Source organism: Craterilacuibacter sinensis (assembly GCF_009831765.1).
In the GTDB taxonomy this organism is placed as follows: Bacteria; Pseudomonadota; Gammaproteobacteria; order Burkholderiales; family Chromobacteriaceae; genus Craterilacuibacter; species Craterilacuibacter sinensis.
In genome coordinates, this window is sequence record NZ_WSSB01000010.1 from 1 (window position 1) to 12,883 (window position 12,883).

The 12,883-nt window shown below is 56.3% G+C and carries 13 protein-coding genes; 5 read left to right on the forward strand and 8 right to left on the reverse strand.

Going from position 1 to position 12,883, the window contains the following annotated elements:
- Positions 1–248 precede the first annotated feature (248 nt).
- The 4 genes from GQF02_RS11260 to GQF02_RS11275 all read right to left on the reverse strand — a co-directional run bounded on the left by GQF02_RS11260 (position 249) and on the right by GQF02_RS11275 (position 5,909).
- Positions 249–1,259, reverse strand: a complete 1,011-nt coding sequence (locus GQF02_RS11260; protein WP_124735148.1) for an ornithine carbamoyltransferase — start codon at positions 1,257–1,259, stop codon at positions 249–251.
- Positions 1,260–1,385: 126 nt separating this feature from the next.
- Complete coding sequence (locus tag GQF02_RS11265) at positions 1,386–2,618, reverse strand: arginine deiminase (RefSeq protein WP_124735149.1); 1,233 nt, start codon at positions 2,616–2,618, stop codon at positions 1,386–1,388.
- A 116-nt stretch (positions 2,619–2,734) separates the two neighbouring features.
- Positions 2,735–4,165: an arginine-ornithine antiporter gene (gene arcD, locus GQF02_RS11270; RefSeq protein WP_124735150.1), complete on the reverse strand. Its 1,431-nt coding sequence runs from the start codon at positions 4,163–4,165 to the stop codon at positions 2,735–2,737.
- A 718-nt stretch (positions 4,166–4,883) separates the two neighbouring features.
- A complete protein-coding gene (locus tag GQF02_RS11275) occupies positions 4,884–5,909 on the reverse strand; it encodes a CDP-6-deoxy-delta-3,4-glucoseen reductase (RefSeq protein ID WP_160797238.1) in 1,026 nt (341 codons plus the stop codon).
- Between the two features lie 37 nt (positions 5,910–5,946).
- Here GQF02_RS11275 and GQF02_RS11280 point away from each other — a divergent pair, with 37 nt between their 5' ends.
- Entirely contained in the window at positions 5,947–6,873 is a 927-nt protein-coding gene (locus tag GQF02_RS11280) for an SDR family oxidoreductase (protein WP_160797240.1), read from the forward strand.
- Positions 6,874–6,909: 36 nt separating this feature from the next.
- Entirely contained in the window at positions 6,910–7,599 is a 690-nt protein-coding gene (gene trmB, locus GQF02_RS11285) for a tRNA (guanosine(46)-N7)-methyltransferase TrmB (protein ID WP_124735153.1), read from the forward strand.
- A 71-nt stretch (positions 7,600–7,670) separates the two neighbouring features.
- Here the strand turns inward: trmB and GQF02_RS11290 are convergent, their stop codons facing one another.
- Entirely contained in the window at positions 7,671–8,168 is a 498-nt protein-coding gene (locus GQF02_RS11290; protein ID WP_124735154.1) for a glutathione peroxidase, read from the reverse strand.
- Between the two features lie 51 nt (positions 8,169–8,219).
- Between GQF02_RS11290 and GQF02_RS11295 the strand changes: the two genes are divergently transcribed.
- The gene (locus GQF02_RS11295; protein WP_124735155.1) at positions 8,220–8,696 is read left to right on the forward strand and encodes a DUF1841 family protein; all 477 of its coding nucleotides are present in this window, start codon (positions 8,220–8,222) and stop codon (positions 8,694–8,696) included.
- A gap of 47 nt (positions 8,697–8,743) precedes the next feature.
- On the opposite strand, the gene GQF02_RS11300 is transcribed toward GQF02_RS11295, so the two are convergent.
- Complete coding sequence (locus tag GQF02_RS11300) at positions 8,744–9,694, reverse strand: D-2-hydroxyacid dehydrogenase (RefSeq protein WP_160797242.1); 951 nt, start codon at positions 9,692–9,694, stop codon at positions 8,744–8,746.
- On the reverse strand, positions 9,695–10,471 hold the full coding sequence (locus tag GQF02_RS11305; protein WP_160797405.1) for a DUF2189 domain-containing protein: 777 nt from the start codon (positions 10,469–10,471) through the stop codon (positions 9,695–9,697).
- 155 nt (positions 10,472–10,626) lie between these two features.
- Between GQF02_RS11305 and GQF02_RS11310 the strand changes: the two genes are divergently transcribed.
- Positions 10,627–10,956, forward strand: a complete 330-nt coding sequence (locus GQF02_RS11310; protein WP_124735157.1) for an FKBP-type peptidyl-prolyl cis-trans isomerase — start codon at positions 10,627–10,629, stop codon at positions 10,954–10,956.
- A gap of 69 nt (positions 10,957–11,025) precedes the next feature.
- Here GQF02_RS11310 and GQF02_RS11315 read toward each other — a convergent pair whose 3' ends face one another.
- Positions 11,026–11,631, reverse strand: a complete 606-nt coding sequence (locus GQF02_RS11315; RefSeq protein WP_124735158.1) for a DedA family protein — start codon at positions 11,629–11,631, stop codon at positions 11,026–11,028.
- A gap of 116 nt (positions 11,632–11,747) precedes the next feature.
- Between GQF02_RS11315 and alr the strand changes: the two genes are divergently transcribed.
- Positions 11,748–12,824, forward strand: coding sequence for an alanine racemase (gene alr, locus GQF02_RS11320; RefSeq protein WP_160797244.1), 1,077 nt, complete (start codon positions 11,748–11,750; stop codon positions 12,822–12,824).
- Positions 12,825–12,883: the final 59 nt, after the last annotated feature.

Here is a 12,883-nt window from a genome sequence, read left to right on the forward strand (position 1 = left end):
TCGGCGGTCATGGCTTCGCCACGCTTTTGCAGGGCGTTACCGCCCAGAGCTACTACTACGCGCATTTTCTATCCTTTAGCCACACAGCCCGACGGGCAATGCAGCGGAATTATCAGCAAGAGCGGCGTTAACCGCTTCACAAGGAACAATGGCCGACCACACCTGCAAGGTGCTGCCGGCCATTTCACGGCGCGACCATGTCGCGCCGGCTCAAGTATCCGGCACAAGCCGGATATCAGGCTTCAAGCTTACTGGTTGCCCAGGGTCGAAACCATGATGGCCTTGATGGTGTGCATGCGGTTTTCCGCCTGCTCGAAGGCTACGTTAGCGTGGCTTTCGAACACATCTTCGGTCACTTCGATACCGTTGGCGAACTGTGGGTACACAGCAGCCACTTCAGCGCCTACAACAGTTTCGCTGTTGTGGAAAGCTGGCAGGCAATGCAGGAACTTAACAGCCGGGTTCTTGGCAGCAGCCATCAGTTCGGCGTTCACCTGGAATGGGGACAGCAGGGCAATACGCTCGGCCCAAACTTCTTTTGGCTCGCCCATGGAAACCCAAACGTCGGTGTGGATGAAGTCAACGCCTTCAACCGCAGCCTTAGGATCATCGGTCAGCACCAGACGCGCGCCGGTTTGAGCGGCAATTTTCTTGCACTCTTCAACCAGGGACTCTTCTGGCCACAGATCCTTAGGACCACCGATGCGAACTTCCATACCCAGTTTGCAACCAACAACCATCAGGGAGTTACCCATGTTGTTGCGTGCATCACCAACGTAAGCGTAAGAGATCTGGGACAGCGGCTTTTCGCTGTTTTCGATCATGGTCAGCACGTCAGCCAGCATCTGGGTTGGGTGCCATTCGTCGGTCAGACCGTTGTAAACCGGTACACCGGCGTTGTCGGCCAGTTCCTGAACCACGTCCTGCTTGAAACCACGGTATTCAATCGCATCGTACATGCGACCCAGTACACGGGCGGTGTCTTTCATCGACTCTTTGTAGCCGATCTGCGAGCCGGACGGCCCGAGGTAGGTCACGTGTGCGCCCTGGTCGTAAGCAGCCACTTCAAACGCGCAACGGGTACGGGTCGATGCTTTTTCAAAAATCAGCGCGATGTTTTTGCCAACCAGACGCTGCTCTTCGTTACCGGCGTACTTGGCACGCTTCAGGTCACGGGACAGGTCCAGCAGGTAACGGATTTCGCGTGGAGTAAAGTCCAGCAGACGCAGGTAATTACGGTTCTTCAGGTTGAAAGCCATGATGATTCCCTTATCAATTATTTAGCAGATAACCGTTTTATTATATTTAACGGCTAAACTGAAATACTTACTCGGCAGGCCGATCGAAAACCGATCAGCCTGCTACTTGCTTAAGCGATCAGCCGATTAGATTTTAACTTCGTCACGGATGATTGGGCAGGTCATGCAGTGACCACCACCACGGCCACGGCCGAGTTCGGATGCTGGGATCTCGATCACTTCCACGCCAGCGTCACGCATCAGCTTGTTGGTGTAGGTGTTACGGTCGTAAGCAACAACGACACGGCGATCCAGGGCAACGACGTTATTACCATCATCCCACTGCTCACGTTCACGCTGGAATGCATCACCACCGGTGGTGATAACCTGGATGTCTTTCAGACCCAGCGCTTCTTTAACCACGTCAACCAGATGTACGCCATCGTGACGTTCGAAGCGGACTTCACCTTCTTTGTCGCCAGCGTAGATGCTGGTGCAAATGATTTCGTCCACAACGTCCGGGAAGGACGACAGCAGGTCGATATCGAGGAAGGAGAATACGGTATCCAGGTGCATCGCAGCGCGCGACTTAGGCATCTGGCAAGCGATAACGCGTGTAGCGCCACCTTCTTTGCCCAGCACAGCCTTGGCAGTCTGAACAACAGCTTGCGGGCTGGTGCGCTCGCCCATACCGATCAGGACAACGCCGTTACCGATTGGCATTACGTCGCCACCTTCCAGCGTAGCTGGGCCGTGGTCTTTGTCGCTGTCACCCCACCATACATTTACCTTGCCGGCGAAGTATGGGTGGAACTGATAGATCGATTGCAGAATCAGGGTTTCCTGACGACGTGCTGGCCAGTACATTGGGTTCAGCGTCACGCCTTCATAGATCCAGCAAGATGGGTCGCGCTGGAACAGGCTGTTCGGGATCGGAGGCAGGACGAAATCGGAGCTGTCCAGGTAGCCGCCAAACAGGCCTTTAGGATCGAATGGCAGATCCAGCTTGGCGATACCGCCAATCAGGTGGTCAGCCAGTTGAGCCGATGGCATTTCATCCAGCCAGCTGCGCAGATCGCCCAGCATGCCGATACCGACGTTGTCAGCCTTAACCTTGCGGTCCAGAATCCAGCTACGGGCAGCCTTGTCATCCAGCACGGTACCCAGCGCTTCGTGCGCTTCGAGTACGTGGATGTTGCGGGCGCGCATTTGCTCAACCATGTAGTCGTGGTCTTTTTGAGCACGCTCAACCCAGATTACATCATCAAACAGCAAGCCGTGGCAGTTGTCCGGCGTCAGGCGCTTGTGCGCGAGACCTGGACGGCAAACCATAACACTGTGCAGCTTACCGCACTCGGAATGAACACCAAACTTCGACATCTTGAACTCCTTAAGAGCAATCAGTAGGTTTGTTGCAACCCCCACCCGAGGGTCACATAGGTAAAACGGTTTACTAGCGGTGACTGCTGCAAAGCAGCCACCTCAGAAAAATCTTGTTACAGCGACAGGGTGCCGACAGACAGACCGTAAGCGGCGTAGATGCCCAGTACCACGATCAGTGCAGCCAAGATGGTTTCGCCACCATTGAAAGGCTTCTGTCCCTGCTCTTTGCGAGCCCATACATAGAACAGCAGACCCGGTGCATACAGAACCATGGACAGCAGCAGGTACTGCAGGCCAGCTGCGTACAGCAGCCATACGCCGTAGACCGAAGCGATCACTGCAACAACCAGATCCTTGGCGGCAGATTCGCCAGCCTTGTAGCCTTCACCGCGCTGGGCAACCATCAGCGAGTAGATGGCGCAGAACAGGTAAGGCAGCAGGATCATGGACGTGGCCAGGTAAACCAGGCTCAGGTACACGGAACCGTTGAAGTAGGTGATGATCAGGAACAGCTGGATCATGCTATTGGTCAGCCACAGCGATGCAGCAGGCGAACCGTTGGCATTGGTCTTGCCGAATACCTTAGGCATCATGCCGTCCTGGGCAGCCAGGTACGGGGTTTCACCGGACAGCAGGGTCCAGGCCAGCAACGCACCACCTACCGAGATCACCAGACCGGCGTTCATGATGTTGGCGCCCATGGTACCGATAGCGGCTTCCAGCACATAAGCGGTAGACGGGTTCTTCAGTGCAGCCAGTTCAGGCTGAGTCAGCACGCCCAGCGACAGTACCGATACGGCGATCAAGAGTGCGATGGTCAGCAGGAAGCCGATCACGGTTGCCTTGCCCACATCGGACATATTCTGTGCACGGCCGGAGAACATCGATGCGCCTTCGATACCGATGAACACCCAGACGGTTACCAGCATGGTGCTCTTGACCTGGTCAACGATGGAACCCAGATCGGCAGAACCCCAGAAGTCCAGATTGAAAGTGTCAATCTTGAACGAGAACAGCACGATAGCGATAAACAGTGCCAGCGGAACCAGCTTGGCGATGGTGGTGATGGTGTTGATCATCGCCGCACCATGCACGCCACGCAGCACCAGGAAGTGCAGAGCCCACAGCAAAGCGGAAGCGCAAACAATTGCCAGGCCGGTATTGCCTTCACCGAAAGCAGGGAACCAGAAAGACAGCGCGGAGAACATCACCACGAAGTAGGCAACGTTACCGATCCAGGCCGAGATCCAGTAGCCCCAGGCCGAGTTGAAGCCTACATAGTCACCAAAAGCGGCGCGGGCATAGCCGTACACACCACCGGTCACTTCAGGCTTGCGGTTAGCCAGTTGCTGGAATGCAAAAGCCAGCGCCAGCATGCCGACAAAAGTAATTGCCCAACCAATAATGATGGCACCGGCACCCGCGCCGGAAGCCATATTCTGTGGCAGCGAGAAAATACCGCCACCAATCATGGAACCTACAACCAGGGCAGTCAGAGCACCAAGCTTGAGCTTGGGTGTGCTGCTTTCAGTTTCCGCAGACATGTTTGTTCTCCGTGATTTTGTTAAATAGTAAAGAAACTAAAACTGTTGTTATATTATTAAATTCTGATGCCTCACATCATAACGCCGTCCTGATCGAAGCGTCCAGACCGGACAAACCGTTTGTTTGACCTAGATCATTCCCCGCCAAAATCACATTTTTTTCCGTGTAGACGACTAAATTTTAATCACCGCATTCATTTAAAAAAACAAACTAGCTCCACATACAAATGCCACAACAAAAGATAAATTCCCATTAATAATCAGCCATCTACACAACCCAAAACCATTACCTCAAGCGCATCTATATGCGTACGGAAAACATGGCTACCAGGCACACATGCATACAAGACAAGCACGATAGTGATAAAAAAATTGACGTCACAACATAAAATTCAACAAAAAAACACAAAATAACGTCGCATAAATGTAATAAAAATATCGAAAATTCAATCCATACACTCGCAAAAAATAGGAATTTATTAGCCCCACTCACTGCCGATCGTGACAGCATGCCATGCTACGCAGCCAAACCGCACAGCACCCACACATGCCGAGGCAATGAATTCATAAAACAAGCATCAGCTTGCTTAAACAGAACCATGCAATCACCTGCACCCCATATCGCCAACATCACGGCTTAGTTGGCACATAAAAAATGCCATGTCCCGTCATTAGGGCACATGGCATCATAAATAGGTAAATACAGCTGACGTAATTACTAAGACTTGGCACTATCCTTGGACAGGAAAAACGCATCGGAGAAAAATGCGTCCTCTGGCAAGCTGCGCATATGGGTAAAGCCGGTATGCGCAGCCTCGACCATCACCGGTGCACCACAGGCGTAGACCTGGTAGCCCGAGAGATTGGCAAAATCGTCCAGCACGGCCTGATGCACCAGGCCCGTCCTCCCCTGCCAGTTATCGCTGGCCAAAGCCTCGGATAAAACCGGTATAAAGGTGAAGTTGGGGTGGCGGGTCTGCCAGGAACCGGCAAGCTCGGCCATATACAGATCGGCCAACGTACGCGCCCCCCAGTAAAACACCATCGGGCGCAGACTGCCGTGATGCAAGGCATGCTCGACCATACCCTTGATCGGGGCAAAGCCGGTACCGCTGGCAAGTAAGATGATAGGTTTGTCCGAGTCTTCGCGCAGAAAGAAAGAACCCAGCGGCCCCTTGAAGCGCATGATTTCACGCTCCTTCATCTGATTGAATACATAGTCGGAAAAACTGCCGCCAACCTGATGGCGCACATGCAGTTCGATAAAGGCGTCGTCGTGCGGCGCATTGGCAATAGAGAAGCTGCGCTTCTTGCCGTCCTTCATCAGGATATCGATATACTGGCCGGCCTTGAACTGCAGGCGCTCGGCGGCTGGCAGCTTCAACTTCAACACGGCCACATCGTGGATTTTTTCTATGCTGTCCACGCGACAAGGCAGCGTCTTGATCTGGACATCCCCTGCCCCGACCACCTCGCGCACCTCGATACTGATATCGCCCTTAGGGCGGGCACAACAAAACAGCGCCATCCCCTGCTCGCGTTCGCTCGCAGGCAAAGCCTTATCCTGATAGCCGCCCTGCTCTACTTCGCCAGAGACGACCTTACCCTTGCAGGCACCACAAGCACCATCGCGGCAGCCGTAAGGCAGAGCCACGCCCTCGCGCAAAGCGCCTTCGAGTATGGTTTCATGTGCTTCAACATTAAAGGTATGTCCGGACGACATCACCTTGACCCGATTTGTCATTTCTTTCCTCGACTTCAATCCAGCTACAATATGCGCTATGCAAACCCTGCTTATCATCGGCTTTGGCGACATCGCCCGCCGCGCAAGCCTTACCCTCCCCAAACACTGGCGCATACTGGCCATGGTCAGAAGCCAGGAGGGTGTCGATGCGGCACACAACTTGGGGATCACGCCAGTGATGGCGGATCTGGATGACCGCGACTCGCTGACACGGCTTGCCGCGCTGGCGGACAAGGTACTTTATTGCGCACCACCAGCCAGCGAGGGGCATACCGATCAGCGCATGCGCCGCTTTTTATCCGTACTAAATCAGACCAAAAGCATAACACAGCACCTGGTCTATATCAGCACCAGCGGCGTTTACGGAGATGCAGGTGGCGATTGGCTGGACGAAACCCGCCCCCCGGCACCAGGCTCTGATCGCAGCCGGCGGCGGCTGGATGCCGAGCAACAGTTACGCTGCTTTGCTACCAGCCAAGGTGCCAGCCTTACCATCTTGCGCGCACCGGGTATTTACGCGGCAGAGCGCCTGCCGCTGGCGCGCATTATCAATGCTACGCCCGCCATCACCCGCGAACAGGATAGCTGGAGCAACCACATTCATGCAGATGATCTGGCCATGCTGTGTGTAGCCGCATTAAAGCGCCCGCACGGGATACGCGTCTACAATGCCTGTGATAAGCAGCCGACACGCATGGGGGACTGGTTTGACCTGGTAGCCGATGCGCATGGCTTGGCCCGCGTGCCGCGTTTGCCACGCACCGAAGTCAGGCAGCACGTTTCGCCTGTAATGTGGTCTTTTCTGGCCGAGTCACGCCGTCTGCACAACCAGCGCATCCTGCGTGAACTGGGGGTTACCTTACAGTGGCCGGATGTCCAGCACTGGATCGCACACTACCGCGTGGCGCAGGATCAGGCCAGCAACAGGCAAGCCGGCCTCGCCATCCCCGGCCGCTTTCGGTAACATCGCGTTTTTTCGCAGTTTTTGGCTCTGAGAATCATGGAAAATCCGGCTTACCAGCGACACATCCGCAGCTTTGTCCTGCGTCAGGGGCATTTGACCCAAGCGCAACAACGCGCCATGGACGAAGGCATGCCCAAGTGGGGCATCGACTACCAGAACGCCATTCTCGATCTGGACCAAGCATTCGGCCGCAGCGCCCCGAAAATTCTCGAAATCGGTTTCGGCATGGGCACTGCCACGGCAGAGATCGCTGCCGGCAACCCTGACAAAGACTACCTGGCGGTGGAAGTACACTCGCCCGGCGTGGGCAATCTGCTCAAGCTGATCGATGAGCAGAATCTCACCAACCTGCGCATCATCCGCCACGATGCAGTCGAAGTGATAGACCATATGCTGGCCGATGCCAGTCTTGACGGCATCCACATTTTCTTCCCCGATCCATGGCACAAAAAGCGCCATAACAAGCGCCGCCTGATTCAGAGCCCGCTGATTGCCAAGCTGGTTAAAAAGCTCAAGCCGGGCGGCTATCTGCACGCGGCCACCGACTGGGAAGACTACGCACTCCAGATCATGGAAGTATTCAGCGCGGAGCACGAACTGGAAAACACGGCGGAAGCCTACGCACCGCGCCCCGACTACCGCCCGCTGACCAAGTTCGAAGCGCGCGGCATCCGTCTGGGGCATGGCGTGTGGGATGTAATCTTCCGACGTAAAGCCACAAGCTAAACACGCAGACGATCAGGCATGGAATAAAAGGCTGCTCCGGATAAGGTGCAGCCTTTTTTTCGCAAACCGGATCAGCTAGCCGATAAAGGGCGCGCCGCCAGCAAAGCCTCGATATCCGGCAACAACTCGTGCGGCGCCACCGCCGGCTCGAAACGCATCACCACCCTGCCCTGCCTGTCCAACAGGAACTTGGTGAAATTCCATTTCACCGGATGCGGGTGCGAAGTATCGGCCTGGGTGAGCCAGCGCCACAAAGGATGGGCATCCGGCCCGTTGACATCGATCTTGGCAAACAGCGGAAAGCTGACGCCATAGCGGCTCTGGCAAAATGCCGCGATCACCGCCTCGGCATCCGGCTCCTGAGCACCGAACTGATTGCAGGGAAAGCCCAGCACCACCAAGCCCTGTTCAGCAAAATGGCGATAGAGCTCTTCCAGCCCTTCATATTGGCGGGTATAGCCGCACTCGCTGGCGGTATTGACCACCAATACTACCTTGCCGGCCAGATCGGACAGACAAAGCTCACGCCCATCAATCAGTCGCGCAGAGAAGTCTTTCAAGCTATGCATGGCGCTTACTCCTTCACGTATAATTTTCTGTCTACCACTGTGGACCACATCATGTTCAACCCTAGCCGTCAGGACGCCCGCCGCTTTTTTTTCGAGACCTGGGCCAAGCATAAAACCGCCCTTGCGCTCTCCGATCTGGAGAAAATCGCCCTCGCCACCTTGCTGGCCCATCCCGAATACCATCACATCGTAGACAATCCGCAAGACTATCTGGAGCAGGAATGGACCCCCGAAATGGGGGAAAGCAATCCTTTCATGCATCTGGGCCTGCATATGGCGATAGAAGAACAGCGTACGATAGACCAGCCCTTCGGCATCCGCGCACTCTATGCCCAGCTTGCCCTGCGCCATGGCGACGAACACCGTGCCCAGCATGACATGATGGAATGCCTGGGCGAAATGGTCTGGCATGCCCAGCGCTATGGCGGCGGCCCCGATGTCAACCGCTACATCAGCTGCGTGCGCGGCAAGCTGGGCATGGGCGAAGAAGAAGCGCCACGGCTAAACCCCAACGAGATCAAGCCCTAGCGCCCAAATCAGACATGCGGCCCTTTCTCAGGGCTGCGGCAAATCAATCAAACCACCCGGTTCTGCCTCTCCCCTGCCACAAACGAAGCCATATTGGCAACCAGCTGGCTAGCCAGACGGCTCATCGCCTCGTGACTGGCCCAGCCTATATGCGGCGTCACAATCAGGTTGGGCAAGCGTGCACGCAGCAGCGGATTATCGCTGCGTCCGGGTTCCTCGCTTAACACATCAAAACCCGCCCCGCCCAATTGGCCATACTTGAGTGCAGCCACCACCGAGGCCTCATCCACCAGGCCGCCACGCGCGGTATTGATCAAAATGGCGCCCGGTTTGACCCGCATCAGCTCGGCCTCGCCCAGCATGCCGCGCGTGTCATCCGTCAAAGGGCAATGCAGCGACAAGACATCCGATGTCGTCAGCACCGTATCGAAATCGGTATAGCCTTCACGCACGGTAGCCGCACCACGACGCTCGGCGAAGACCACCTCCATGCCGAAAGCACGGGCGCGCATGGCCATTGCCTGCCCGATACCGCCATGGCCGAACAATCCCAGCCGTGCGCCGGCCACATCGCGGACAGGCGAGCCGAACAGGCAAAAACTGGCAGACTTTTCCCACAAGCCGGCCGCCACATCACGCTGATAGGCCGGCAGATTGCGCCGCAGAGCCAGCATCAGCATAAAGGCGTGCTCGGCCACCGCGTCATCACCATAGTGGCGGATATTGGCGACCGCCACCCCTTGCGCCTGGCAGGCCGCAAGATCGATATGGTTGACCCCGGTCGCCGCCACGGCAATCATCTTGAGCCGGGGCAAAGACAGCAGTGTCGCCGCATCAAAGGGAACCTTGTTACTGATCACGATATCGGCGCCAGAGGCGGCAGACTGCAACTCGGAAGGAGAACAGGAAGGAAATTCTTGCCAGGTATGCGGGAAATCGGGCTTAGGCACCGGGACAGGCAGGCTGTCCCGGTCAAGAAAAACAATGTGAGGAATCATTCAGCGCTCATAGGTAATGATAGAGCGATAGGCATGCCAGGTAGACAGGCCGATCAGCGGAATCAATACCATCAGGCCGACGAAGTAGGTGGCAAAGCCTATCGCAGTCAGAAGCACGATAATAGCGGCCCAGCACACCATCGTCATCAGGTTCTTATGCACGGCTTGTACACTGATCGCCATGGCGGAGATGGTGTCGATTTCCTTGTCCAGCATCATCGGGATGGCAATGACGCTGACGGAAAACACGACAACGGCGAAGATCAGCCCTGCACCAAAATAGGCAATCAGGAAGGCCAGATGTTCGGGAGACCACGCCTCCGAAACCAGTAGCGCCAGCGTAGGTGCCGAGGTATCGTAAAACAACGCGAACATCAATAGCGACACGCGAAACCAGCCAAACACCAGTACCGCCAGCAAGGCGGCATACAGGGTAAAGCTGGGAATATTGGCACGCCAGGCCAGCATGCTGTGCACCAGATTGACACGCGTTCCCTTGAAGATCTCCAATTGGCGGGCAATATCATAAAGGCCGATCGCCAGAAACGGCCCGGCCAGCAAAAACAGCGCCGCCAGCGTAATCACGACTTCGGGGGCATCCTTGAAATAGAACACCAGCAGATAGCCCATGATGACAAAAACGGCACCGTAAAATACGGCATCGGCCGGCGCTTTTTTCAGATCGCGCCAGCCGAGTTTGAGCCAGTTGAAAGTATCGGCAGGCGATACATGGTGCACGACCGGATGATCGCGCGACGGCAGGTGGGTGATGTCCATCATGAGTCCCCTTTTTCAAGGCGTGGGTGAAGCGTCTAGCTTCGTTATATGCAAGGAAACTCAGACTGTCGGCATTTTTCTTTCCCCCTTCCCACAAGCGCTCAAGCTTGTGTGTAAAATCCGGTTTTTGAGCGATGCAAGAGGAAGGAAAGATCATGAGCCAGGAACTGATCATTGAAGACGTGGTACTGGGTGAAGGTGCGGAAGCCGTTGCCGGCCAGGATGTGACCGTGCACTACAGCGGCTACCTGACCGATGGCAGCAAATTCGACTCCAGCCGCGACCGCTACCAGCCTTTCTCCTTCCCGCTGGGCGCAGGCCACGTGATCAAGGGCTGGGATCTGGGCGTACAGGGCATGAAGGTTGGCGGCCAGCGCAAGCTGACCATCCCTGCCGAACTTGGCTATGGCGCACGCGGTGCCGGTGGTGTCATTCCGCCCAATGCGACCTTGGTGTTTGACGTAGAACTGCTATCTGTAGGCTGATACGCCTGGCCGGACAAACAAAAAGCCATCACGCAATCGTGATGGCTTTTTTACATTTTAAAAAACGGCTCAGGCTTTACGCTTGCGCCAATACCAGAGACCACCAAGCACCAGGCCAAGCACCGCCAGAACAGCCAGAATGCCGTATTGGCCACGATGCACCCATACCATCAGCTGATCGATATTGGAAGCGCCAAAGTGCCCCAGATAAACCCACACCGGCACCGAAATCAACGCGGCAAAACCATCCAGCAGCAGGAAGCGCCAATACGGAATACGCCGGGTCATGCCGGCAGTCAGAAAGATGGGAGAGCGCAAGCCCGGCAAAAAGCGCGCGACAAACAGCACCCAGTTGCCGTATTTGGAAAACTTCTCCTGCACTGCCTCAAAGCGTTCCTTGGTCAGGATACGGGCAATAGGCCGGAATTGCAGCACGCGGTCGCCGAACACCCGCCCTATGGTGAACATGATGCCATCTCCGATCAGCACCCCGGCCATACCGACGGCAAACATAGTATGCACATCGGTGTAACCAAGACCGGAAATGATGCCGCCTGCGACCAGCGTCACATCCTCGGGGATAGGCAGGCCGAAACCGCACAATAGCAGCACCAGAAAAACGGCCAGATAGCCGTACGATGCAAATAGATCGAGTAAGACCTGAAGGATGTCCATGTCAGTAAAGTGCGCTCATGCCGTTAGCCGGAAGCATAAATGGGGTGCACAGCCACCTTGCCCCCATCCATAAACAGCGGCTTATAATATCACACCTCCTCCGATGAAAAACCGACATGACACGCCCGATCCGGCTAGAGATCGATCTCGCAGCGATCCGCCACAACTATCAGCACTCCAGACAACAAGCACCTGGCGCACGCGCCTACGCCGTCATCAAGGCTGACGCCTATGGCCATGGTGCACTCGAGGTCGCGCAAGCTCTCGCCGACATCGCTGACGGCTTTGCCCTGTTAAACCTTGAGGACGCATTGCGCCTGCGCCGCGCCGGCATCCAGCAGCCAATGACGCTGCTGGAGGGCGCTTTCGATCTGGAAGACACGGTACGCATGGCGGAAAACCGCATAGCCGGCGCCGTACATAGCCCGCACCAGATCGCCTGGCTGGAACAACTGCAGTCCGATCTGCCATTCGAGGCCTGGCTAAAAGTGAATAGCGGCATGAACCGTCTGGGTTTCCAGCCGGAGGCCGCACCAGCCGCCATGGACAGGCTGCGTGCCCATCCTGCAGTCAAACTCAGCACCATCATGACCCACTTCGCCACAGCAGACGATGCACGTGGCGTGGCCGGGCAATGGGAAAAGTTTGAGCCGCTCGCCCGTGCGTCAGGCCTGGCCATCAGCGCAGCCAACTCGGCCGCAACCTTCCGCCATGCGCACACGCACGGCGATGCCGTCCGTCCTGGCATCACGCTTTATGGCTGCTCGCCGTTTGACGACGTCAACGGGCCAGAACTGGGACTCAAGCCCGGCATGACGCTCTCGGCCGACATCATTGCCGTGCAGCACATTCAGCCCGGCGAAATCGTTGGCTATGGCGCGACATTCCAGGCCGAACGCCCCATGCGCATCGGTATCGTGGCCTGCGGCTATGCCGACGGCTATCCGCGCGTAGTGCCCAGCGGCACGCCGGTACTGGTCGACGGCAAGCTCTCCGGCACGGTCGGCCGCGTGTCCATGGATATGCTGGTCGTCGATTTGAGCGCCCTGCCCGAGGCGGGCATAGGCAGCCACGTGACATTGTGGGGCCAGGGCCTGCCGATAGAAACCATCGCCCGTGCGGCAGGCACGCTGGGGTATGAGCTGATGTGCGCGATCTCGACCCGCGTACCGCGCCACTATCTGCCAGCCTGAACCCTCAGGTAGCAGCCATAAAAAATCCCGCGATAATGTCGCGGGATTTTTTATGTGAA